24 protein-coding genes are annotated in these 23,225 nt (G+C 73.8%); 11 read left to right on the top strand and 13 right to left on the bottom strand.

The genetic code is table 11. The features are described from left to right. The first annotated feature begins 80 nt into the window (after positions 1-80). Positions 81-1,097 carry an AraC family transcriptional regulator gene (locus GXW83_RS20960; RefSeq protein ID WP_182444551.1) on the top strand — a complete coding sequence of 339 codons (1,017 nt, stop codon included), beginning with the start codon at positions 81-83 and terminating at the stop codon, positions 1,095-1,097. Positions 1,098-1,100: 3 nt separating this feature from the next. Here the strand turns inward: GXW83_RS20960 and GXW83_RS20955 are convergent, their stop codons facing one another. Beyond that, entirely contained in the window at positions 1,101-1,688 is a 588-nt protein-coding gene (locus GXW83_RS20955) for a hypothetical protein (protein ID WP_182444550.1), read from the bottom strand. Positions 1,689-1,840: 152 nt separating this feature from the next. Here GXW83_RS20955 and GXW83_RS20950 point away from each other — a divergent pair, with 152 nt between their 5' ends. From GXW83_RS20950 to GXW83_RS20925, 6 genes are all read left to right on the top strand, one after another. After that, the gene (locus tag GXW83_RS20950; RefSeq protein ID WP_182444549.1) at positions 1,841-2,482 is read left to right on the top strand and encodes a TetR/AcrR family transcriptional regulator; all 642 of its coding nucleotides are present in this window, start codon (positions 1,841-1,843) and stop codon (positions 2,480-2,482) included. Positions 2,483-2,579: 97 nt separating this feature from the next. Then, positions 2,580-3,182: a DUF998 domain-containing protein gene (locus tag GXW83_RS20945; RefSeq protein WP_182444548.1), complete on the top strand. Its 603-nt coding sequence runs from the start codon at positions 2,580-2,582 to the stop codon at positions 3,180-3,182. Between the two features lie 236 nt (positions 3,183-3,418). Continuing rightward, a complete protein-coding gene (locus GXW83_RS20940; protein WP_182444547.1) occupies positions 3,419-3,727 on the top strand; it encodes a DUF3311 domain-containing protein in 309 nt (102 codons plus the stop codon). Beyond that, entirely contained in the window at positions 3,724-5,382 is a 1,659-nt protein-coding gene (gene mctP / locus GXW83_RS20935) for a monocarboxylate uptake permease MctP (RefSeq protein ID WP_182444546.1), read from the top strand. Before GXW83_RS20940 ends, mctP begins: the two co-directional genes overlap by 4 nt. Positions 5,383-5,548: 166 nt before the next feature. Further along, positions 5,549-7,207 (top strand): peptidoglycan-binding protein, encoded by a 1,659-nt coding sequence (locus GXW83_RS20930; RefSeq protein ID WP_182444545.1) that lies wholly within the window; start codon positions 5,549-5,551, stop codon positions 7,205-7,207. A 529-nt stretch (positions 7,208-7,736) separates the two neighbouring features. Further along, positions 7,737-8,270 carry an NUDIX hydrolase gene (locus GXW83_RS20925; RefSeq protein WP_182447469.1) on the top strand — a complete coding sequence of 178 codons (534 nt, stop codon included), beginning with the start codon at positions 7,737-7,739 and terminating at the stop codon, positions 8,268-8,270. Positions 8,271-8,319: 49 nt separating this feature from the next. Here GXW83_RS20925 and GXW83_RS20920 read toward each other — a convergent pair whose 3' ends face one another. Together GXW83_RS20920 and GXW83_RS34285 are read right to left on the bottom strand one after the other, a co-directional pair. After that, entirely contained in the window at positions 8,320-8,940 is a 621-nt protein-coding gene (locus GXW83_RS20920; protein ID WP_182444544.1) for a TetR/AcrR family transcriptional regulator, read from the bottom strand. Continuing rightward, positions 8,940-9,566, bottom strand: a complete 627-nt coding sequence (locus GXW83_RS34285) for a GNAT family N-acetyltransferase (RefSeq protein WP_225447141.1) — start codon at positions 9,564-9,566, stop codon at positions 8,940-8,942. The genes GXW83_RS20920 and GXW83_RS34285 overlap by 1 nt, the downstream gene beginning before the upstream one ends. 65 nt (positions 9,567-9,631) lie before the next feature. Here GXW83_RS34285 and GXW83_RS20910 point away from each other — a divergent pair, with 65 nt between their 5' ends. The 3 genes from GXW83_RS20910 to GXW83_RS20900 are packed head-to-tail and all read left to right on the top strand — an operon-like array spanning position 9,632 to position 12,623. Beyond that, positions 9,632-10,567 (top strand): NAD(P)-dependent oxidoreductase, encoded by a 936-nt coding sequence (locus GXW83_RS20910; protein ID WP_225447140.1) that lies wholly within the window; start codon positions 9,632-9,634, stop codon positions 10,565-10,567. A gap of 29 nt (positions 10,568-10,596) precedes the next feature. Then, complete coding sequence (locus GXW83_RS20905) at positions 10,597-11,748, top strand: acetyl-CoA C-acetyltransferase (RefSeq protein ID WP_182444543.1); 1,152 nt, start codon at positions 10,597-10,599, stop codon at positions 11,746-11,748. Beyond that, the gene (locus tag GXW83_RS20900) at positions 11,745-12,623 is read left to right on the top strand and encodes an SDR family oxidoreductase (protein WP_182444542.1); all 879 of its coding nucleotides are present in this window, start codon (positions 11,745-11,747) and stop codon (positions 12,621-12,623) included. Before GXW83_RS20905 ends, GXW83_RS20900 begins: the two co-directional genes overlap by 4 nt. Here the strand turns inward: GXW83_RS20900 and GXW83_RS20895 are convergent. From GXW83_RS20895 to GXW83_RS20855, 9 genes are read right to left on the bottom strand one after another with little or no spacing between them, the layout of a single operon-like run. Continuing rightward, positions 12,611-13,486, bottom strand: coding sequence for an SDR family oxidoreductase (locus tag GXW83_RS20895; protein ID WP_182444541.1), 876 nt, complete (start codon positions 13,484-13,486; stop codon positions 12,611-12,613). The genes GXW83_RS20900 and GXW83_RS20895 overlap by 13 nt on opposite strands. Further along, positions 13,483-14,358, bottom strand: a complete 876-nt coding sequence (locus GXW83_RS20890; RefSeq protein WP_225447139.1) for an enoyl-CoA hydratase — start codon at positions 14,356-14,358, stop codon at positions 13,483-13,485. The genes GXW83_RS20895 and GXW83_RS20890 overlap by 4 nt, the downstream gene beginning before the upstream one ends. Then, positions 14,306-15,427, bottom strand: coding sequence for an acyl-CoA dehydrogenase family protein (locus tag GXW83_RS20885; protein ID WP_182444540.1), 1,122 nt, complete (start codon positions 15,425-15,427; stop codon positions 14,306-14,308). The genes GXW83_RS20890 and GXW83_RS20885 overlap by 53 nt, the downstream gene beginning before the upstream one ends. 8 nt (positions 15,428-15,435) lie before the next feature. Then, positions 15,436-16,572, bottom strand: coding sequence for an acyl-CoA dehydrogenase family protein (locus GXW83_RS20880; RefSeq protein ID WP_182444539.1), 1,137 nt, complete (start codon positions 16,570-16,572; stop codon positions 15,436-15,438). Between the two features lies 1 nt (position 16,573). Then, positions 16,574-17,344 (bottom strand): enoyl-CoA hydratase family protein, encoded by a 771-nt coding sequence (locus tag GXW83_RS20875; RefSeq protein ID WP_182444538.1) that lies wholly within the window; start codon positions 17,342-17,344, stop codon positions 16,574-16,576. A 57-nt stretch (positions 17,345-17,401) separates the two neighbouring features. Further along, a complete protein-coding gene (locus GXW83_RS20870) occupies positions 17,402-18,166 on the bottom strand; it encodes an SDR family oxidoreductase (protein ID WP_182444537.1) in 765 nt (254 codons plus the stop codon). After that, the gene (locus GXW83_RS20865; RefSeq protein ID WP_182444536.1) at positions 18,163-19,338 is read right to left on the bottom strand and encodes a nitronate monooxygenase family protein; all 1,176 of its coding nucleotides are present in this window, start codon (positions 19,336-19,338) and stop codon (positions 18,163-18,165) included. Before GXW83_RS20865 ends, GXW83_RS20870 begins: the two co-directional genes overlap by 4 nt. Continuing rightward, the gene (locus GXW83_RS20860) at positions 19,335-20,117 is read right to left on the bottom strand and encodes a CoA-transferase subunit beta (protein ID WP_182444535.1); all 783 of its coding nucleotides are present in this window, start codon (positions 20,115-20,117) and stop codon (positions 19,335-19,337) included. The genes GXW83_RS20865 and GXW83_RS20860 overlap by 4 nt, the downstream gene beginning before the upstream one ends. Next, positions 20,114-21,013, bottom strand: coding sequence for a CoA transferase subunit A (locus tag GXW83_RS20855; RefSeq protein ID WP_182447465.1), 900 nt, complete (start codon positions 21,011-21,013; stop codon positions 20,114-20,116). Before GXW83_RS20855 ends, GXW83_RS20860 begins: the two co-directional genes overlap by 4 nt. 216 nt (positions 21,014-21,229) lie before the next feature. Here GXW83_RS20855 and GXW83_RS20850 point away from each other — a divergent pair, with 216 nt between their 5' ends. Next, a complete protein-coding gene (locus GXW83_RS20850; protein ID WP_225447138.1) occupies positions 21,230-21,829 on the top strand; it encodes a TetR/AcrR family transcriptional regulator in 600 nt (199 codons plus the stop codon). 52 nt (positions 21,830-21,881) lie between these two features. Here GXW83_RS20850 and GXW83_RS20845 read toward each other — a convergent pair whose 3' ends face one another. Further along, positions 21,882-23,186, bottom strand: coding sequence for a protein kinase (locus GXW83_RS20845; protein WP_182444534.1), 1,305 nt, complete (start codon positions 23,184-23,186; stop codon positions 21,882-21,884). Between the last annotated feature and the right edge of the window lie 39 nt (positions 23,187-23,225).

The raw sequence follows: 23,225 nt of genomic DNA, 5'->3' as shown, positions 1-23,225 counted from the left end.
TGCTGCGAACCCGCCCAGTGTCGCGCCCGGGAGCCGTCCGGCACTTGACACCACGCGACAGAATTTTACCCTTGGGCGACATGACACCCTTGCTGCGGGCCGCCGGACTGCGCGGCCTGGTCCCGCTGGTGGACTCGCTCGGCGGTGACGGCGCGGCTCTGCTGGCCCGCTTCCGGATCGACCCGGACGCCCCCGACTCCGACGACGCGCTCGTCCCGGCTGTGGCCGCGGCGCGGGTGCTGGAGCACGCCGCCGGGCAGTTGCGCCGCCCGGATCTGGGGCTGCTGCTGGCCGAGCAGCAGGACATCAGCGTTCTCGGGCCGCTGGCCGTGGCCGTCGAGCGCTCGGCCACCATCGGTGCGGCGCTGGCCTGCGCCTCCCGCTTCCTGTACATCCACAGCCCGACGCTGAGCGTGCTCCAGGTGCCCGACCCGCGCGGCGCCGCCGGGGTGGTCGGCCTGCGCTACAATGCCTCGCTGCCCGGGCTGCCCAGCCCGCCGCAGGCGATCGACCTCGGCATGGGCCTGATGCACCGGGTTCTGCTGCGGGCCCACGGCGGCTACGGGCTGCGGTCGGTGCACCTGCCGCACCCGGTGCTGGCGCCGTCGGCCCGCTACACCGACTTCTTCGGCGCGGACGTCCGCTTCGACCAGGAGGCCGCCCTGCTGCGGCTGCCCGCCGCGCTGATGTCCGCGCCGCTGGACAGCCGGGACAGCGTGCTGCGCGACATCGCCGTCGACTACATGGCCACGCACTTCGCCGACCCCGGGCACACGCTGACCGCCCGGGTGCGCGGCACGCTGGCGCGCGCCGTCGGCACGGCCGAGCTGTCGGTCGAGGCGGTGGCCCGCTGGCACCGGATGCACCCGCGTACCCTGCAACGCCACCTGGCGGCCGAGGGCACCAGCTACGAGGCGGTCCTGGACGACGTCCGGCGGCAGCGGGCCCGGCAGCTGCTCACCGAGACCGAGCTGCCGCTGTCGCAGATCACCGGCATGCTGGGACTGTCCGAGCAGTCGGCGCTGTCCCGGGCGGCGCGCCGCTGGTTCGGCGAACCGCCCAGCCGGATGCGCGCCCGCGCCCGCAGCCGGTCCTGACCCTCACTCCGCGGGCTCCGCGTCCGGCTGCTCGCCGGGCGGCGGCGTGTCGGGCCCGCGTCCGGCGAGGACGGCGATGGAGGCCAGGATCCCGGTCTCCCGGTCGCCGACCATCTCCCAGGCCCGGGCGATCCCGATGAGCAGCATGGCCACCAGCAGGTTGCCGACCAGCTCGGCGGCGCCGTTGTTGTGCCGATGGACGAGCAGCCGGATGCCGCCGAGGAGTTCGGAGCCGAAGAGGCACAGCAGCAGGACGATGAAGCTGATCTGCCGGCGCTTGTGCTTCCGCTGCGCCGGGGGGTTGGCGACGATGGACCGCGCGCCCGCCGCCGTGAAGAACAGGCCGATCACCGACAGCGGGACGGCCGCGTAGCCGAGGTTGTTGCCGGGCACCAGGCCGAACAGCGAGACCGACAGCGCATTGGTGAAGCACAGGATGGCCGCACCGGCCCGCACCTGCTGGACGATGGCGGGCCGCTCGGGCGTGCCCTGGCTCGGGGCCACGGACATGGCGACGAACAGCAGCCCGGTGAGCGCGGCCGCGCAACTGGAGACCGCCGTGAACAGGTCTTGATAGCTTCCGCTCAGCACCGGACGACCCTATCCGCCCGACTGCCCCCGGGGCCACGAACCGCCGCACCTTCGGGCCGGACGGCCCGGGGGACAAGCCGGTCGGGCTGTCAGGACTGCCATGTGGCACAGCTGACAATTGACTCCGGAGCCAGGCTGGCTAGGCTTCGCCCATGCCTCATCAGAGCGGCGCGCCCGGACTGCGCCAGCGCAAGAAGGAGCAGACCCGCCGCGCGCTGCGGGACTGCGCTGCGGCCCTCTTCGCCGAGCGCGGCTTCGCGGGCACCACGGTCGCCGACATCGCCGCCCGCGCGGACGTGTCCGAGCGCACTTTCTTCCGCTACTTCGACAGCAAGGAGGCGCTGCTGCTGCCGGACAGCATCGACCTGTTCGCCTTCATCGAGGCGGCACTGGCCGAGCGTCCGGCGGACGAGGAGCCGCTGAGCGCGGTCTGCGCGGCATTGCTGACGGCGGCCGAGCCGTTCGCGGGCAGCAGCCTCACCGCCCTCACCCACCCGCTGGAGGGCACCGAGGCGCTGGTCACGGTGGGGCTGGTGAAAGCCTTCACCGAGTTCGAGGACCGGCTGACGCAGCTGGTCCTGAGGCGGCTCGGCCCGCAGCAGGAGGACGCCGAGCTGCGGGCGGCGGTGATCGCCGGGGCGGCGCTGTCGGCGGTCCGGGCCGTGCTGCGGCTCCAGCGCCGCCGCCGCGCCCAGGGCGGCGGCGGGCTGCCCGGCGGGCTGGCCCGGCAGCTGCCGCGCGCCTTCGAGATCCTGGCCGAGACCGGAGTACCCCGCTCCGCAGAAGGCGTCTGAGCCCCCGGACCCCCCTACGCCTGCGGCCCCCGACGGGCGGCACGCCGTCCCGGTCGGGGCTGCTTGATCCGGGCTGACCAGCCGTTACCGTGTGAATATGCGAATTGTCCCCTGGTGGGCGCTGCTGTCCGCGGCGACCGCCCCGGTGCTGCTGATCGTGGGCTGGGTGGTGGCGGCAACGCTCCAGACGCAGGGATACGACCCGGTCCACCAGACCATCAGCACGCTGGCATCCCTGGGCGCGACCGACCGCTGGGTGATGACGCTGGCTCTGTTCGCCCTGGGCGCCTGTCACATGGTCACCGCGCTCGGCCTGCGCGCCGCCGCCCTCACCGGACGGATCACCCTGGCCTGCGGCGGGGCCGCGTCGATCGCGGTGGCGCTGAACCCCGAGCCGCCCCGGGGGCCCAGCGCGCAGCACACCGCCGCCACCGCCGTGGGCTTCTCGCTGCTGGCGGCCTGGCCGCTGCTGGCCGTCCGGCTCGACCCGGCCACCCCCTGGCCGCTGCGGCCCGTGGCGTCCCTGCTGGCCTCGGCGGCCATGTTCTGCTGCGCCGGATGGTTCATGGTGGAGATGTGGGACCACGGCCCGGCGGGCACGGTCGAACGCATCCTGACCACCGGTCAGTCGATCTGGCCGCTGGTGGTGGCCGGGGCCTGTGCGCTCGCCGCCGCCCGGGTGACCAGGGCGCCCGGCTGACCGCCCGGCTGACCGCCCGGCTGACCGCCCGGATGACCGCCTGGTCGACCGGCTGTTGACCGCTCCACCGGCGTACGGCAGCGGGACCGCGATCGCCGACATATGCCCGTCCGCATCGGGGTGTCGGGGCGGCAAGCCGGGTAGTTCCTAGTGACGCGAGCGGGGTGACGTGAGCCTGCCACCGGCTTGCGGGCCCGGGGGCCACCGCCCCGCCACCGACCGAAAGGAGCCGCACCATGGCCGACACCGCGCCGTCCGCGCCGCCGCCAGCCGTACCACCGCCCGCACCGACGACGCCGTTACCGCTGGTCACCCCGACCCGCGTGGTCTGCGCGGTGCTGCTGCTGGCGCCCTTCGCGGCCCTGCTGTGGGTCAACTCCTACGCCAGAGTCGGCCCGGCGTTCATCGGCATCCCCTTCTTCTACTGGTACCAGCTGCTGTGGGTGGTGGTGTCGGCCGCCTTCACCGGGATCGCCTATCTGCTGATCCGCCGTGAGGAGAGCCGGCGCGGGGTCGGCTCGGGAGCAGGGGAGGTCGGACGATGATCCTGAACGCTGCCGGGACGCACGTCAACGCCGTCTCGCTCACCGTCTTCCTGCTGCTCTTCGTGCTGGTCACGGTCGTTGGCTTCCTCGCCGCCCGCTGGCGCCGGGCCTCCGACGCCCTGCACCTGGACGAGTGGGGCCTGGGCGGGCGCGGCTTCGGCACCGTCGTCAGCTGGTTCCTGCTCGGCGGCGACCTCTACACCGCGTACACCTTCATCGCGGTGCCCGCGCTGATCTACGGCGTGGGCGCGGCCGGCTTCTACGCGGTGCCCTACACCATCCTGGCCTGGCCGCTGGTGTTCATGTTCCTGCCCCGGCTGTGGTCGGTGGCGCGCAGCCGGGGGTACGTGACGCTGGCCGACTTCGCCCGGGGCCGCTACGGCTCCCGCTGGCTGGCGCTGGCGGTCGCGCTGACCGGCATCCTGGCGACCATGCCCTACATCGCCCTGCAACTGGTGGGCATCCAGGCGGTGCTGGACACCATGCACCTGGGCGGTTCCAGCGGCCTGGCGAAGGATCTGCCGCTGCTGATCGCGTTCGCCGTGCTGGCCGCGTACACCTACTCCTCCGGGCTGCGCGCGCCCGCGCTGATCGCCTTCGTCAAGGACACCCTGGTGTACGTGGTGGTGATCGTCGCCGTCATCTACATCCCGATCCGGCTCGGCGGCTACGGCAGCGTCTTCCACTCGGCGGCGCAGGCGCTGGCCAAGACCAGCCCGGCCACCGGCAAGCCGCGCGGCTCGCTGGTGCCCGGCCCCAGCGCGCAGTGGGCGTACGCCACGCTGGCCGTCGGCTCGGCGATGGCGCTGTTCATGTACCCGCACTCGGCGACCGGGGTGCTCTCCGCCAAGGACCGCAACACCGTCCGGCGCAACCTGGCGCTGCTGCCCGCGTACTCGCTGATGCTCGGCCTGCTCTCGCTGCTGGGCTTCATGGCCATCGCCGCGGGCGTGGGCAAGGGCGTGACCGGGTACAACGCCCAGCTCGCGGTGCCGCAGCTGTTCGAGCAGATGTTCCCGTCCTGGTTCGCGGGGGTGGCCTTCGCCGCCATCGGCATCGGGGCGCTGGTCCCGGCCGCCATCATGTCGATCGCCGCCGCCAACCTGTTCACCCGCAACGTCTACCGGGAGTTCGTCAAGCCGGACGCCACCCCCGCGCAGGAGACGGCGGTGGCCAAGGTGGTGTCGCTGCTGGTGAAACTGGGCGCACTCGGGTTCGTCCTCGGGATCGACAAGCAGTTCTCGATCAACTTGCAACTGCTGGGCGGGATCTGGATCCTGCAGACCTTCCCGGCCGTGGTGGGCGGGCTGGTGCTGCGCGGCCACAGCAGCCGGTGGTTCCACCCCTGGGGGCTGCTGCTGGGCTGGGCCGCGGGCATGGCGTACGGCACCTGGACCGCGTACGGCGTCGCCGTCGCCGGGAAGCCGCACTCGCACTTCGGCGGCAGCTCGGCGAGCATTCCGGTGATCGGGCAGATCGGCTACATCGGGGTGACCGCCTTCGTGCTGAACCTCGCCGTCGCCGTGGTGGCCACGCTGGTGCTGCGGGCGGTCAGGGCTCCGCGCAACCAGGACGAGACGGTGGCCGCCGACTACACCCTGCAGTCGCCGCCCGAGGCGGCCCAACTCCCGGTGATAGAGCCGTCGATAAGCTGACCGGCACTCAGTTCCGGGCCGAGGAAGCCCCCTTGGCCCGGCTGACCCTCCTGGCGGTCAACGCCCGCCGGGAGGTGGGGAATTGTCCTTGACATGGCTTGTCATGCACCTCTCGAATGAAGGCACGCGCATGCGCCGGCATCGTCATCAGAAGGAGCAAGAGCCCATGTCTCCAGGGCAGTTCGACCCCGAGCAGCCACCGCGCCAACAACTCCCCTTCACCCGAAGCTCGGTGGGCCGCATCCGGCGGCGGATCACCGTCGCCGCCACCGTGCTGGTCGTCGCGGCCGGAATGATCGCCGTCGCCACCCCGGCCATGGCCGCCGTGCCCGCACCGATCGCACTGACCTCCTCGCAGTGCCCCACCGACATCGCCCAGGGCGAGAGCGACGGCTGCGTCACCGAACTCCAGGACCTGCTCAATGCCAACGGCGCGGGCCTGAGCGTCGACGGGGACTTCGGCGCGGCCACGCTGGCCGCCGTGAAGACCTACCAGAGCGCCCACAGCCTCTCCGCCGACGGCATCGTCGGGCCGCTGACCAAGGCCGAACTGGACCACACCAGCACCTCCGCCCCCGGGTCGATCGCACTGACCTCCGCCCAGTGCCCCACCGACATCGCCGAAGGCGAGAAGGACGGCTGCGTCACCGAACTGCAGCAACTCCTCAACGACGCGGGCGCCGGCCTGAGCGTGGACGGCGACTTCGGCGCCGGGACGCTGGCGGCCGTCAAGGCGTACCAGAGCGCCCACGGCCTGACCGCCGACGGCGTCGTCGGCCCGGCCACCAAGGCCGCGCTGCTCGGCCAGGCCGCCCCCGCCGCCGTCCCGCTGACCTCCGCAAAGTGCCCGGCGGACATCTCCGAAGGGGAGGTGGACGGTTGTGTGACGGAGCTGCAGGAGTTGCTGAACCAGCACGGCGCGGGCTTGAGTGTGGACGGTGACTTCGGGGCGGGCACGCTGGCGGCGGTGAAGTCGTACCAGAGCGCCCACGGCCTCGCCGCCGACGGCATCGTCGGCCCCAACACCAAGGCGTCGCTCGGCGGCAGCAGCAGTTCCGTGCCCGCGCCCGTCCCGCTGACCTCCGCAAAGTGCCCGGCGGACATCTCCGAAGGGGAGGTGGACGGTTGTGTGACCGAGTTGCAGGAGTTGCTGAACCAGCACGGCGCGGGTCTGAGTGTGGACGGTGACTTCGGGGCAGGGACGCTGGCGGCGGTGAAGTCGTACCAGAGCGCCCACGGCCTGTCCGTGGACGGCATCGTCGGCCCGGCTACCAAGGCGTCGCTGGACGGCGGCGGTACCGGAACCCCGGTACCGCCGCCCAGCGGCAGCGTGCTGTCGAAGATCGTCGGCTACGCCCAGGCCATCGAGAACGGATCGGCCGAACCCGGCTACAACGCCCAGGCCGGGAACGACACCGGCTGGCCCGGCGGCTACATCCAGTACGTGTGGGGCGGCGGCCACGGCGGCGTGCCCGGGCCGTCCACCGGCACCTGCGTCGGCGATCCGCAGTCGCTCAGCTGCAGTGATCCGGCCGCCATCGGCCTGGACTGCTCCGGATTCGCCCGATGGGTCTACTACCTGGCGTACGGTCAGCTGGACGTCCTCGGCTCCGGCAGCACCGCCAACCAGATCGCCGAGATGACCCCGGTCAGCTCCCCGGTCCCGGGCGACCTGGTGTTCTTCGGCAGCAGCGCCTCCGACACCGACCACGTCGGCGTCTACATCGGCAACGGCGAGATGATCAACGCCTACGACACCGGCACCGACGTCCAGACCAACACGGTCTCCGCCGGCGGCAACCTCATCGGCTACTACCAGTACTGATCGGCCGCGCCCTCACCGCACACCGCCTCCGGCCGACCGCCGCGACCCCCAATACCCCGGCAGCCGGCCGCCCGCGCGCCGCCTATGGCCGAGTCCGGCCGTGGTGTTCACCTGACCTCCCGTCGAGCGGCCCGCACCGCCTCCGCTGCAACCCCGTCGGAGCGGGCTCGCTCGACGTGCCGTTCTCGCATGGCCTTGTCGCAGGGCCCGCAGATGACGACGGAGCAGCAGCTTGCGTTCTGCTCGACACTGCCCAGCACTCGGCCCCGGCACCGGACTCCGCAGTCGGTGCAGTACCCGAGAGCCTCGGTGGCGCTTGGGGTGGCCGTGATCTCCCGGACGAGCCTGCGCTTGTGCTCCCGGGCCGTTTCAGCGCTCACCGCCCACCCTCGTGCCGCAGGGCGATGGGCATTTGGAGAACCTGCTCGTAGCAGTCGATGTGGCTCACGTCGATGATGCCCTTGTCTTGGTGGCCTTGGTCGATCCAGGAAGCGGTACCGGTCACGGGCTGACCGCAAGGGGTGCAGATCTGTCGGTATGGAAGAACCTCGGCGAGCACGAGGTGTACTCGAATCCGTGGCTGCGGATCAACCTTGCCGACGTCGAGCTGCCTGATGGTCGGCATCTCGACCACTACCTGATGCGTCTGCGGCCCGTGGCGCTGGCGACGGTCGTCAACGAGCGGGACGAGGTGCTGCTGTTGTGGCGCCACCGGTTCATCACGGACACGTGGGGCTGGGAGCTGGCCGCAGGCGTGGTGGAGGCGGGGGAGTCGTTGGAGGCGGCGGCTGCGCGGGAGATGCTGGAGGAGACCGGTTGGCGTCCGGGGCCGTTGCAGCACCTGCTGACGGTCGAGCCGTCGAACGGTCTTACCGATGCGCTGCACCACGTCTACTGGTCCACATCGGCGGAGTACGTGGGGCACCCCGAGGACGACTTCGAGTCGGAGCGCCGCGAGTGGGTGTCACTGGCCCGCGTGCTTGAGCTGGTCGCCAAGGGCGAGGTGCGGTCCGCGAACGCTGTAGCTGCGCTGCTCCTGCTGCACCACATGCGCCTGGGCTGACCGACGCCCCCGTGCGGCCCGTGGCTGCGGGGCGGGCTCGCTGTGGGGGCTAGGTCGGGGGCTGCTGTTCGTGGGTTGCGGGTGTGGGTAGGCAGCTGTCCAGGAGGGGGCCGAGCTCCTGGACGACGGTGGTGAGGGCGCGGATGTCGCGCTCCGAGCGGGCGATCAGGATGGCTCCCTCCAGGGTGCTGATCATGAGCGTGGCCAGGGCCTGGGTGCGTCCGGCCGGGACGCCCATCCCGGCCAGCGCCTGCGCCAGCGGTCCGTTCCAGTCCGCGAACGCGGCTGCGGCGGCGACCCGGGTGGACTCGGTGGAGTCCGCGCAGTCCACCGCCGCGGCGGCGACCGGGCAGCCCGCGCCGAAGCCGACCGCCTGGTACTCGTCGGTCCACTGCCGCACCATCGCGGCGAACAGCCCGCTGGGGGTGGGCTCGGGCAGCTCGGCCAGGAACCGGCCGATGCGCCCGCCCGCGTACTGGCCGGCCCACTGCACCGCCTCGTTGACCAGCTGGTCCTTGCCGCCCGGGAAGTAGTGCTGGAGCGAGCCGCGCGGCGCCCCGGCGTGGGCGGCGACGTCCCGCATGCCGGTGGCGGCCACCCCGTTGCGGCGGATCAGCTGCGCCGCACTGACCACCATGCGTTCGCGCGGGCCCCGCTCGGACGCTGCCATCACCGGCCTCCCAAGAACGCGGAGCGGGGGAGCGGACCTCCACCCGCTGGCCGGTCCAGCCTATAGACACCCGTCAGGCCGTCCTGGCTGCGGGAGGAGTGGACCAGCTCGAGTCGACGCGACAGCGCCGCCAGCAGTTGCGGACGGCCCGGCAGGACGCAGGCCGACACCCGCTCCACCCCGCGCCGCCGGGCGCGCACCAGCAGCTCCTCCACCAGGGCGGTGCCCAGCCCCTGGCGTTGCCAGCCGTCGGCGACCAGGACCGCCAGCTCCGCCGCGCCCTCCTGCCCGGCCATTCCGGCCGCCCCGGCCGCCTGTGGTGCGGCCAGCCCGGCCAGCGCGGCGAACCGCCTGCGGCCGCCGTCCGGCCCGCCGCCCCGGCTGTCGTCGGTGACGGCGGCCAAGGCGTCGTGCAGCTCGGGACGGCAGGCGAGCAGGCTGTCCGCGTACGCGGGCGGGAACTCGCGCGGCAGGCCGAAGAACCGCAGCCGGACGCTCTCCGGCGAGCAGGCGGCGAACAGCGCGGCCAGGGCCGGGCGGTCGTCCGGCCGGAGTGTCTCCAGCCGCCACCCGGCCCCCGTGCGGATCGGGGCGGGGCCGCGTGGTTGCACTATGACGTCTGTCATAGTGGCCATTATTATGACGGCTGTCATAGAAATGCAAGGACGATCGGCGAAGGCGGCGGTGCACGGTGGAGACAGGCGGCACGGACATCACAGGCTTCATCGGCCTGGGCACCATGGGCCTGCCCATGGCGCTCAACCTGGCCCGGTCGGGCACCCCGCTGGTGGTCTGGAACCGCACGCCCGAGCGGTGCGAGCCGCTGCGGGCGGCCGGGGGCGCCGTCGCCGCCGACCCGGCGGACGTCCTGCGGCGGGCCCGCACGGTGATCCTGATGCTGGCCGACGGCGCGGCCGTCGACTCCGTCCTGCGGCGCGGCACGCCGCACTTCGCCGCCGGGCTCGCCGGGCGCACCGTCGTCCACATGGGCACCACCGAGCCGGAGTACTCGCGCGGGCTCGAGGCCGACATCCGCGCCGCCGGGGGCCACTACGTCGAGGCCCCCGTCTCCGGCTCGCGCGGGCCCGCCGAGGCCGGGGAGCTGGTGGCCATGCTGGCTGGGGAGCCGGAGGCGGTGGCGCGGGTCCGTCCGCTGCTGCGGCCGGTCTGCCGGGAGGTCTTCGACTGCGGGCCGGTGCCGGACGCGCTGCTGATGAAGCTCAGCGTGAACCTGTTCCTGATCACCATGGTCACCGGCCTCGCCGAGGCATTCCACTTCGCCGACCGGCACGGCCTGGACCGGCGGCAGTTCCTGGCCGTGCTCGACGCCGGGCCGATGGCCAGCGGCGTCTCCCGGATGAAGGCCCCCAAGCTGAGGGACCGCGACTTCGACGCCCAGGCCGGCGTCCTGGATGTGCTGAAGAACAACCGGCTGATCGCCGAGGCGGCCCGGGAGTCCGGCCTGGCCTCGCCGCTGCTGGACGTCTGCCACGCCCTCTTCGGCGAGGCCGTGGCCCTCGGGCACGGCCGGGACGACATGGTCGCGGTGCTGCACGCCATCGAGGCCAGGAGCGACCGGGCGGCGGGCGGCGCCGCACCTCTGGCCTCTGAAGCAAGCGCTTGCTAGGGTTCCGGGACCGATTCGGAGGGCAGCTCATGACCGGGGCCTACATCGTCGACGCCGTCCGCACGCCCGTCGGCCGACGCGGCGGCTCGCTCGCCGCCGTCCACCCCGCCGACCTCGCCGCCGTACCGCTGACCGAGCTGATGCGGCGCACCGGCATCGACCCGGGCGCGGTCGAGGACGTCGTCCTCGGCTGCGTGGACACCATCGGCCCGCAGGCCGGGGACATCGCCCGCACCGCCTGGCTCGCCGCCGGTCTGCCCGAGCACGTGCCCGGGGTGACCGTCGACCGCCAGTGCGGCTCCTCCCAGCAGGCGCTGCACTTCGCCGCGCAGGCGGTGATGAGCGGCACCAGCGACGTCGTGGTCGCGGGCGGGGTGCAGTGCATGAGCGCGGTGCCGATCTCGGCCGCCATGGCGGCCGGTCGGGCCCACGGCTTCAAGGACCCCTTCTCCGGCTCGGTCGGCTGGCGCGCCCGCTACGGCACGCAGGAGGTCTCCCAGTTCCGTTCCGCCGACATGATCGCCGAGAAGTGGTCGCTGCCGCGCGAACTGCTGGAGGAGTACGCGATCCGCTCGCACCAGCGCGCCCTGCGCGCCCGCGAGCAGGGCCTGTTCCGCGCCGAGACCGTGCCCTGCCAGGGTCTCGACCGGGACGAGTGCCCCCGGCCGCCCGACCGGGAGAAGATCCGCTCGCTGCCGCCGCTGCTCCCCGGCGGCCGGACCACCGCCGCCTGCGCCAGCCAGATCAGCGACGCCGCCGCCGCGCTGCTGGTCGTCAACGAACGCGGGCTGCGCGACCACGGGCTGACCCCGCGCGCTCGGATCCACCACCTGTCGGCCCGCGCCGCCGACCCGGTGTGGATGCTCACCGCGCCCATCCCGGCCACCGCCCACGCACTGGCCCGGACCGGGCTGACCCTGGACGACATCGACCTGGTCGAGATCAACGAGGCCTTCGCCTCCGTCGTGCTGGCCTGGGCCGCCGAGACCGGCGCCGACCCGGAGCGGGTCAACGTCAACGGCGGCGCCATCGCCCTGGGGCACCCGCTGGGCGCGACCGGGGCCCGGCTGATGACCTCACTGCTGGGCGAGCTGGAGCGGCGCGGCGCCCGGTACGGACTGCTGACCATGTGCGAGGGCGGCGGCCAGGCCAACGTCACCATCGTGGAGCGGCTCGGATGAGCGCCCCCGGGCCGCTGGACCTCACCGGCCGGGCCGTCCTGGTCACCGGCGGCACCCGGGGGGTGGGCGCCGGTATCGCCGCCGCCTTCCTGGCGGCCGGGGCCGAGGTGCTGGTGTGCGGGCGCGGCGAGCCCGCGTCGCTGCCCTCGGCGGGGGGCCGCAGCGCGCTGTTCCACGCCTGCGACGTCCGCGACCCGGCCCAGGCCGCCGGGTTGGTCCGGGCCGTTGCCGACCGGTTCGGGCGGCTGGACGTCCTGGTGAACAACGCCGGCGGCTCCCCGGACGCCGAGGCGGCCACCGTCTCCCCGCGCTTTGTGGAGAAGATCGTCGCACTGAACCTGCTGGCGCCGTTCTATCTCGCCCAGGCCGCCTATGCGGTGATGCATCGTCAGCCGGAGGGCGGCGCCATCGTCAACATCGGCAGCGTCTCCGCGCACCACCCGCAGCCCGGCACCGCCGCCTACAGCGCCGCCAAGGCCGGGCTGTTGGGGCTGACCCGGGCGCTGGCCCTGGAGTGGGCACCGCCGGTCCGGGTCAACCACATCACCGTCGGCCCGGTCCGCACCGGGAGCGCGGCGGACGGCCACGGCCCGGGCGGCGACGCCTCGGAGGGGGATGCTGCGGAGAGGGACGCCTCGGACGGGGATGCGGCGGTCGCGGGGACCATCGCCGTGGGGCGGCTGGCCGACCCCGCCGACGTGGCCGGGGCCTGCCTGTTCCTGGCCGGGCCGCTGGCCGGGTACATCAGCGGCGCCGACCTCGCCGTCCACGGCGGCGGCGAACACCCGGCTCGGTACCTGGCCGCGCAGCCGCACCCGCCTGCGGACCCGCACGCGCATCCGCCCGCGTGGATCCCGTCGGCTCAGGCGCCGTAGACCGGGGCCGGCGCCGGGGCGCGGTGCAGCAGCTCGCGGACGGCCGGGCCGACCTCGGTCGGCTCCCAGCGCCGCTCGCGGGCGATCCGGGGGCCGTGCTGCCAGCCGTCGGCGACGCTGATGGTGCCGCCCTCCACCTCGAACACCCGCCCGGTGACGTCGCCCGAGCCTGCCCCGGCCAGCCACACCACCAGCGGTGAGACATTGCCCGGGTGCATCGCGTCGAAGCCGGACTCCGGGGCCCGCATCCGCTCGGCGAACACCGCCTCCGTCATCGGGGTGCGCGCGGAGGGCGCGATGGCGTTGACCGTGACCCCGTAGCGGGCCAGCTCCACCGCCGCGATCTGGGTCAGCGCCGCGATCCCGGCCTTGGCCGCGCCGTAGTTGCCTTGGCCGACGCTGCCCATCAGCCCGGCGCCGGAACTGGTGTTGACGATCCGCGCGGCCACCGGGCGTCCCTGCCGCCGCTGTTCACGCCAGTACCCGGCGGCGTGCCGCAACGGCGCGACATGGCCCTTGAGATCGACCCGCAGCACCAGGTCCCACTCCTCCTCGGTCATTGACACCAGCATCCGGTCCCGGTTCAGGCCCGCGTTGTTGACCAGCGCGTCCAGGCCGCCGAACTCGGCGACCGCGCGCTCGACCAGTGCCCGGGCGTAGGCCCAGTCGCTGACGTCGCCGGTGTCTGCGACGGCCGTGCCGCCCGCCGCCGTGATCTCCTCGGCGACCTTGGCGGCTGCCGCCCCGAGGTCGTTGACCACCACCAGCGCGCCCGCTGCGGCCAGGGCCAACGCGTGCTCCCGGCCCAGCCCCTGGCCCGCGCCGGTCACCACGATCACCCGGCCGGCGCACACCCCGCTCATGACCGGTTCCGCTGCGCGTCGCGCATGGAACGGGCGTCGTGGCCCGCCAGTGCGTCCCGGCCCACCTCGGCGTTGTGCGCGTGCGCGAAGTGGTGCAGCCCGAACACCGAGTCCATGCCGGTCTGCAGGCCCATCTGGTCCTCGGCCTGGTTCACCGCCTTCTTGGTGAGCGCCAGTCCCAGCGCGGGCATCGCCGCGATCCGCCCGGCAATGGACAGCACCTCGGCTTCCAACTGGTCCCGGGGAACTACGCGGTTGACCATGCCCAGGGCCAAGGCCCTTGCTGCGGGCACCCGTTCGCCGAGGAACAGGAACTCCTTGGCGAACCGGGGCCCCATCACCCACGGGTGGGCGAAGTACTCCACCCCGGGAATGCCCATCCGCACCACCGGGTCGGCGAAGAAGGCGTCCTCGGCGGCGACGATCAGGTCGCAGACCCAGGCCAGCATCAACCCGCCTGCCACACAGGCCCCCTGGACCTGGGCGATGAGCGGCTTGGGCAGCTCGCGCCAGCGGCGGCACATGCCCAGGTAGACCTCCTGCTCCCGGGCGAACCGGCTCTCGCCGCCGGGTCGGCCGACATGGTCCCACCACAGCCCGGCACGGCGGTCGAAGGTGGTGTCGACATCCCGTTCCGGAGTGCCGATGTCGTGCCCGGCGGAGAAGTGCTCCCCGGCCCCGGCCAGCACCACCACCTTCACTCGCCGGTCGTCGGCGGCCCGGTAGAAGGCGTCGTCCAGGGCGTAGGTCATGGCGGAGTTCTGCGCGTTGCGGTACTGCGGGCGGTTCATGGTCACCACGGCCACGTCGCCCCGGCGTTCATAGCGGACCACGCCCTGGTCCGAACCCTGCTCCCTGCTCGATACGGTCACGGATCATCTCCACAGTCGGCAAATGTAGGTGACGGGCAATCAGCTCACGGTGCGCGGCGGGCCCGCCCCAGGCGGCGGCCAGCGCCCAGGCCCGCTTGGCGTACAGGTGCAGGTCGTACTCGGTGGTGCAGCCGATCGCGCCATGGCACTGGATCGCGGTACGGGCCACCAGCCGCGCGGCGTCCGAGGCCAGCACCTTCGCCATCGAGGTCACCACCGCCGCGTCCGCCCCGGCAGCAGTCTCGGAGGCTGCCTCGGCAGCAGTCCCGGAGGACGCCTGGGACCACGCCGCCGCCAGCACCGCCGGGCGGGCGAAGCGTACGGCCAGGTGGGCGTCGGCCAGGGCATGCTGCACCGCCTGGAACGAGCCCACCGGAGCGCCGAACTGGCGGCGCTGCTGTACGTGGTCCACGGTCAGCTCGATCATCCGCTCGGCCAGCCCGACCAACAGTGCGGCCGTGCCCAACACCCCCCGCTGCCAGGCCCGTTCCAGCTCCTCGGGAGCCGTGCAGAGCAGCTGCCCGCCGCCGTCCGGGGGTCGCAGCAGCCGCGCCGACGCCCGGGAGCCGTCGGTCGACTCCACCGGTTCCAGCGCCAACTCCCCGCGCTCGTACAGCCGCAGGCCGTCGTCGGCGCGCAGCACCAGCAGTGGGGCGCGTTGGCCGAAGGGCACTAGCCCGGAGCCGTCCAGCGAGGCCGTCAGCAGCAGGCGGCCCGCCAGCACCTCGGCGAGGTGCGGCGAACCGGCCGCCGCCAGTAGCGGCGCGCCCACCGCCACCGTCTCCACGGCGGGCACCGGCAGGCCCGAACGGCCGAGCTCCACCAGCAGCGGTACCAACGCGTTCTCGTCCAGGCCCAGACCCAGACCCGAACCAGGACCATCGGCGGAGTCCGGCACCAGCGTCCCCAGGGCGCCGATCGCGGCGAGCCTGCGCCACACCGCGTCCACCCGGCCGGTGTCGCCGCCCGGCCAGCCCGCCCGGATCTCCCGCGCGGTGGCCTCCTTGGCCAGCAGTGCGGCCGCCGCGCCCGCCAGCGCCGCGTCGTCCTCGGCGATCCGGAACCGCATCGCGCACCTCACTTCCTGGGCAGGCCGAGCAGCCGCTCGGCGACGATGGTGCGCTGGATCTCGTTGGTACCCGCGTAGATGGGCCCGGCCAGGGAGAACAGGAAGCCCCGGCTCCATGGCGAGTCCAACTCGGCCTGCGGCCCGAGCAGTTCCAGTGCGGTCTCGTGCAGCCTGACGTCCAGTTCGGACCAGAACAGCTTGTTCAGGCTGGACTCGGCGCCGACCGGCCGCCCCTCGCTGATCGCGGTCACCTGCTCCAGGGTGAACAACCGGTACGCCTGCGCGTCGATCCAGCCCTGCACCACCCGGTCCCGCAGCGCCCCGGTCGGCTCCGGGTGTGCCCGGGCGGTCCGCACCAGCCGCTCGGCGGTGTGCAGGAACCGGCCGGGGGAGCGCAGCGTCAGTCCGCGTTCCGAACCGGTCGTCGCCATGGCCACCGCCCAGCCCTGGTCCACCCCGCCCAGGACGTCCGCGTCCGGTACGAAGACGTCGTCGAGGAAGACCTCGGCGAAACCCTCGTCGCCGTCGAGCCGCTGGAAGCCGCGGACGGTGACGCCGGGCGCGTCCAGCGGCAGCAGCAAGTAGCTGAGGCCGTGGTGCCGCTCGGCGGCGGGATCGGTGCGGAACAGCCCGAACAGGTGGGTGCAGAAGGCGCCGCGGGTGGTCCAGGTCTTCTGGCCGCTGAGCCGCCAGCCGCCGCCGGCCGGGTCGCGGACGGCCCGGCTGCTGATGGCCGCCAGGTCGCTGCCCGCACCCGGCTCGGACCAGCCCTGGGCCCACACGTCCTCGGCGGCGGCCATCCGGGGCAGCAGCCGCTGCTGCTGCTCGGGCGTGCCGAAGGCGAACAGGGTGGGCGCCAGCAGGAAGATGCCGTTCTGGGTGACCCGCTGCGGCGCGCCCGCCCGGTAGTACTCCTCCTCGAAGATCAGCCACTGCCACAACGTGGCGTCCCGCCCGCCGTACGCCTCCGGCCAGGAGACCACCGACCAGCGCGCCGCGAACAGCCGCTGCTCCCAGGCGAGATGGGCGGCGAACCCGGCGCGGGTGTCCCCGGACGGCAGCGGCTGCCGGGGGACGTTGGCCTCCAGCCAGGTCCGGGCCTCGCGCCGGAACTCCTGCTCCTCCGCGCTCCAGCGCAGATCCATCTCAGCGCTCCCGCTCGTTCCCGGCCCGGGCGCCGAAGCCGTCGCGTACCCGGTCGGCCACGCCGGACAGGTTCAACTCGAAGGTGAAGCCCTGCTCGTAACGGTAGCTGCGCTTGACGTCCCAGAGGTCGATCCCGGCGAACGCCTCCTTGGCGGCGCGGATCACCGCCGGATCCTTGGCGGCGACCACGGCCGCCAGCTCCAGCGCCCGGGCACGCAGCCGCTCCCCGGGGACCACCTCCAACACCGAGCCGTAGCCGTGCAGTTCGGCCGCGGTGGCGGTGGCCGAGGTGTACATCATCGCCCGCGCCCGGTGCAGCGGCACCAGCCGGGAGAGGTGGGTGGCCGCGCCCAGCGCGCCCCGGTCCACCTCGGGCAGGCCGAAGACCGCGTCCTCGGCGGCGATCACGATGTCGGCGTTGCCGACCAGGCCGATCCCGCCGCCCAGACAGAAGCCGTGCACCGCCGCGATCACCGGCACCTCGCAGTCGTACACCGCCGCGAAGGCCGCGAAGCAGCCCCGGTTGGCGCCGACCAGCGCGGTGAAACCCCGGTCCGCCTGGATCTCCTTGATGTCCACCCCGGCGTTGAAACCCCGGCCCTCGGCGCGCAGCACCACCACCCGCACCCCCGGGTCGCGGCCCAACTCCCGCAGCAGCTCGGCCAGCCGGTACCAGCCCGCCACCGGCAGCGCGTTGACCGGCGGGCAGTCCAGCACCACCTCGGCGATGCCGCGCCCGTCGACGCCGGCCGTGATGCCCTGCTCCGCCATCTGCCCTCCCGTGATCGTCCGTGTCGTCGGCGCTCAAGTGCTCACGTGCCCAAGCGTTCAGGCGTGCTGGCTGCTCACCGAGACCGTCTCGCCGGTCATGTACGAGGAGTAGTCGCTGGCCAGGAAGACGATCACGTCGGCGACCTCGGCCGGTTCGGCGGCCCGGCCGAACGCCTCGTCGGCGGAGAGCCTCCGCAGCAGCTCGTCGCTGGTGGTCCGGGCCAGGTGCTCGTGCATGGCGATGCTGGGCGCGACCGCGTTGACCCGCACCCCGGAGCGGCCGACCTCCACCGCCGCGCAGCGGGTGAGCGCCATCACCCCGGCCTTGGCGGCGGCGTAGTGGGCCTGGCCGCGCTGGGCCCGCCAGCCCAGCACCGAGGCGTTGTTGACGATGACGCCGCTGCCGCGCGGCACCATGTGCCGCAGGGCGGCCCGGGTGCAGCGGAAGGTGCCGTTCAGGCTGACGTCCAGCACACCGCTCCACTGCTCGTCGGTCATCTCCAGCAGCTCAGCGGTGCCGCCCAGCCCGGCGTTGTTGACCAGGACGTCGAGGTGGCCGAAGGCGGCGAGGGTCTCGGCGAACATCCGCTCGACGTCGCTCTGCACGGTCACATCGCAGACGACGGCGGGCGGACGCTGCCCGCACAGCTCCTCGATCCGGTCGGCGGCCTCCTTGAGCCGCCGTTCGTGCCGGTCGCTGAGGGCCACCCGGGCGCCCTCCTCGGCGAAGCGGCGGGCGGTGGCGAAGCCGATGCCGGTGCCCGCAGCGGCGGTGACCAGCGCGGTGCGACCGGCGAGCAACTGGTGGCCGGGGCGGCTCATGGGCGTCCTCCTGGGACAGCGACGGGGGCAGTGGCCCCAGGTGCAGCGGCGCCGGGCGCAGCGTCGGCGGGGGCTGCGGCCAGCCGGTGCAGCACGGCGTCCGCGTCGGCGATGATCCGGTCGATCAGCTCCGAGCAGCTCGGCAGGTCCCCGATCAGCCCGGCGACCTGCCCACTGGCCAGGGTGCCCAGCTCCAACCGGCCGTCGACCATGGCGGCGCGCAGCATCATCGGGGTGTTGGCGGCCATCAGCACCTGCGACCAGCCCAGTCCGTGGCTGCGGCGCAGGGTCAGGCCCTGGCGGAGCAGGTCCGGCCAGCCGGTGCCGGAGAGCCTGCGGAAGGCCAGGGCGTGCCGCAGCGAGCGGGTGGTGCGGGCCAGTGGCCCGGCCGCGACCAGGCGCTCCACCAGCTCGGTGCGCAGCACCCGCTGCGGCACGCCGTCCAGCACCGGGGTGACCACGGTGTCGGTGACCCCGCACCGCAGGTACTCGGCCTTGACCCGCTCCGGCACGGTGCTGTCGCTGGTGAGCAGGAAGCGGGTGCCCATGGCGATGCCCACCGCGCCCTGCGCCAGCGCGGCGACCAGGCCGCGCCCGTCGCGGAAGCCCCCGGCGGCGATCACCGGGATGTCCACGGCGTCCACGACCTGCGGCAGCAGGATCGAGGTGGGCACGCTGCCGGTGTGCCCACCCCCCTCGCCGCCCTGGACGACGACCGCGTCCGCGCCCCACGCCTGGACCTTCTCGGCGTGTCGGCGGGCGCCGACGGAGGGCACCACCACCACTCCGGCGTCCTTGAGCCGTCGGATCACCGGCTCGGTGGGGGCCAGCGCGAAGGAGGCGACCCGGACGCCCTCCTCGATCAGCACGGCGGCCCGCTCGGCCGCGTCCGGGGCGTCCCCGCGCAGGTTCACCCCGAACGGCGCGTCGGTGCGCTCGCGGACGGCGCGGATCGCCACCCGGGTGCCCGCCACCGTGAGCGTGGCGCTGGCCAGGATGCCCAGGCCGCCCGCGCGGGCGGTGGCGGCGGTGAGCTCGGGTCCGGAGACCCAGCCCATGCCGGTCTGCACCACCGGGTAGCGCACCCCGGCCAGCTCGCACAACGCGGTGTGCAGCGCGGGGTGCGGGACGCCCCCGGCGGCGCCCCCGGCAGGCGAGGGGAGCGTGCTCATGCCGGCACCTCCCGGTCGCGCCGGGCCCGGGGGTCGATCACGGTTCGGATCAGCTCCAGCTCCCGAGCGGTCGGCAGCCTGGTCTCGGCGACCCCGTCGGCGGTGTGCAGGGTGAAGCCGGTGGCGGCGGCGACCTGGTCCGGGGTGACCCCGGGGTGGACCGAGACCAGCCGCATGGCGTGGTCCGGGCCGCCGAAGTCCAGCACCGCAAGATTGCTGACCACCCGCCGCAGGTCGTGGAAGCGGCCGGCCGCGCGCCCCGCGCGGGCCGCGCTGTCGTGGCCGACGCCGCAGACCACGTCCACCCGCTCGGTGAAGGCGCGCGGCGAGTGCCGGGGCACCCAGTAACTGGTGGCGTGGTTGACGGTGTTGCCCGGCGCGCCGCGCACGCCCAGCAACTGCCGGGTGGGGCGGGCGAAGTCGCCGATCGCGGAGATGTTGGCGTTGCCGTACCGGTCGATCTGGCTGGGGCCCATCATGACGTGCCGTCGGCCGGTCGCCAGCAGCTCGAAGACGGCTCGGTAGGGCAGCCAGCCCTCGATCTCGGCCGGGGGCGGCGCGTCGATCGCCCAGACACCGGCGACCAGGGCGGCCTCGCCGTCGGAGAGCAGCAGCTCCGGCGCGAAGGTGGCGCGGGCCAGCCGGGCGCCGATGCCGGGGACCAGCCCCATCGGGCTGGCCAGGATCTCGCCGTCGTCGCGCCAGGCGTCGGCGCAGGCGGCGACGCACACCTCGGCCCGTGTGGCCCCGGCCGGGGGGACGGTGTCGTCGGCGGTCATCCGGCAGCCTCCTGCCCGGCCTCGCGCCCGGCGCGCCCGGCGCGCTCGGCTCGTTCGGCGACGGCGCGCTGGTAGTCGTGTTCGTCGCCGTCGAGGTAGGTCTTCCGGAAGGCCCGCCAGTCGTCCGGATCGCGGGCGGCGGCCGCGTACGCGCGCTGGAAGCCCTCGTCGCGGCCGTAGTCCGGGGCGCAGGAGGTGAAGTGCGCGCCGTTGCGGGCCTCCACCACGCCGGAGACCATCCAGCGGTGGATGCGCAGCCGGGTGAGGTCGGCGTCCCGGGTGAGCGCGGCGGTGGGCACCACCTGCTCGCAGGAGAGGTACGCGCGGTCGGCTGCGGCGCAGAACAGGTCGTCGAAGTACAGGTCGGGGCCGAGGAACTGGGCATTCCCGGTGGCGTCGGCCCGGTTGAGGTGGACCAGGGCGGCGTCCAGGCGCAGCGCGGGCACGGCGAGCAGCTCCTCGCCGTCCGGGTAGGGCGAGGCGACGGTGCGCAGCTCCGGGTTGAACCGCATCACGTCGGAGCCGAGCCCGGCGCGGATCGGCAGGAACGGCAGCCGCTCGGCTGCGGCGCGCAGCCCCGCCTGCAACATGCCCTCGTCGTACTCGGTCGCCTGGACCGCGCCGCTCTGCCGAGCGGCCTGGAAGTGCGGCTCGAGCGGGATGGAGTCCAGCGACACGAAGCCGTAGACCAGCCGCCGCACCTTGCCCGCCGCGCAGAGCAGGCCGACGTCCGGGCCGCCGTAGCCGACCACGGTCAGGTCGGTCAGGTCGGACCGGAGCAGCGCCCGGACCAGGGACATGGGCTTGCGCCGCGAGCCCCAGCCGCCGATGCCGATGGTCATGCCGGAGCGGAGCTGGGCGACTACCTCGTCCTCGCTCATCCGCCTGTCGGTCACCGAGCCCTCAATCACCGAGCCGCCGGTCGCAGAGCTGTCCGTCACTGAGCACCCGCCCTTCGGTGGTGGAGCGCGTCGGCGGACCATACGCTACCAAGCGCTTGTTTGGTTGCCAATGATGGTGCAGCATCGAAACCGGGCACCGGCCCGGGCGGCGGCCTCGGCTATCGTGAGCAGCCGCGACGCCAATGCGGTGACGAGGGCTGGAGAGCAAGGGTGACGGTGGGCACAACCAGGACGCGGCGGGAGAGCATCCTGCAGCAGGCGGCGGAGCTGTTCGCCCGGCGCGGAGTCGCCGCGACCACGGTCCGCGAGATCGCCGACGAGGTGGGCATCCTCTCCGGCAGCCTCTACCACCACTTCGACTCCAAGGACGCCATGGTCCAGGAGATCGTCACCAGCTACCTGGACGACCTCAAGCAGCGCTACGACGCCTCCTGCGCCGGAGCGGCCACCGCCAGGGAGCGGCTGGCCCTGCTGGTCGCGGTCTCGCTGCGGGTCGCCGAGGACCACCCGCACGCCACGCAGATCTACCAGAACGAGGGCGCGCTGCTGCGCACGCTGCCGCAGGCCGAGCGGATCGAGGAGGTCGCCGGGCAGATCCACCGGATCTGGTCGGACGCCGTCAGCCGGGGCGTCGCCGACGGCGAGTTCCGCGCCGACCTGGACCCCCGGCTGTTCCACCGGCTGCTGCGGGACGCCGTGTTCCTCTCCGGGCGCTGGTACCGCCCCACCCCGCAGACGCCGGTGGACCGGCTGGCCGAGGAGCTGCTGTCGGTCTTCCTGGACGGCTTCGCCGCACCCGCCGCCCCCTGACCCAAATCCCGCCGAGGGCAGATCAACTGAGCATGCGTCAGCTGATGGTCCGTCAGCCGACGCCGGGGGCGAGCACGACGGTCACCCCGGTGCCTGCGGCCACGCTGCTGCCCGCGGCCGGGGTCTGTCCGCAGACCCGGTGCGCCGCCGCCTCCGGGCCGGGGCAGCCGCCGACGACCACGCTCTGCACGTGCATGCCCTGGCCCCACAGCACCAGCCGCGCGCCGGCGAGCGTCCGGCCGGAGAGGTCAGGCGTCCGCACCGTGCGGGCGGCGGCGGAGGAACTGCCGTTCGTGGCAACGGTCGTGGCGCCGGCGGTGGTGCCCCCTGAGGCGGCGTGCTGGTGGACCGCCCGGGCGGCGCCGGCCACGCCCAGCGCCGCGACCGCGCCGACCACCCCGATGACGGCGACGGTGGCCGCGGTCCGGCGCGGCCGTCGGGTGCGCCGCGCGGGGGCGGCGGGCGGCGGCAGCGGCACAGCGGCCTGCGTCCGGGTCGGCCGCGCCGCCTCGGCGGAGAGCAGTTGCAGCTCCCGGGAGACGGCGTCGCGCATCTGCGCCGCGTCGGCGAAGCGCTGCTCGCGGTCCTTGGCCAGCGCCCGCAGGAGCAGCCCGTCGCAGGAGCGGCCGACGGCCGGGGCGAGCGCGGACGGCGGCTGCGGCTCCGAGCGCAGGTGCTGCAGCACCACGGCCACCGGGGTGTCGCCGATGAACGGCGGCCGCCCGGTGAGCAGTTCGAACAGCAGGCAGCCGACGGAGTAGAGGTCCGAGCGCGCGTCCACGGCCTGTCCGCGTGCCTGCTCGGGCGAGAGGTACTCGGCGGTGCCGATCACCATGTCGGCCTGGGTGAGCGTCATCCCGCCCTCGGCCATCGGCCGGGCGATGCCGAAGTCCATGACCTTGACCGCGCCGTCGGCGGTCAGCATCACATTGGCCGGTTTGACGTCCCGGTGGACGATGCCGTGCGCGTGCGCGTAGGCCAGACCCTCCAGGACGCCGTGGGTGAACTCCAGTGCCCGGCGCACGTCCAGCGCCTGCTGCTGCCGCAGCAGGTCGTGCAGCGTGGTGCCGTGCACGTACTCCATGACCAGGTAGGGCAGTCGGACGCCGTCCAGCAGGTCCTCGCCGCTGTCGAAGACGGCCACCACCGAGGGGTGGCTGAGCGAGGCGGTGGATCTCGCCTCGCGTCGGAACCTGGCCAGGTAGCCGGGGTCGCCCGCGACGGCCGGCTTCAGCACCTTCACCGCGACCGGGCGCTCCAGCCGCAGATCCCGGGCCAGGTACACGTCGGCCATGCCGCCGCGCCCCAGCAGCCCGGACAGGGCGTACCGACCGCCGAGAAGCTGATCCTGCTGCATTCCCACCCACCTCTGTGCGCCGCTGGTCCGGCCGCACCG

The organism is Streptacidiphilus sp. PB12-B1b (genome assembly GCF_014084125.1).
GTDB lineage: Bacteria > Actinomycetota > Actinomycetes > Streptomycetales > Streptomycetaceae > Streptacidiphilus.
This window is presented reverse-complemented; position numbering and strand designations above follow the sequence as displayed.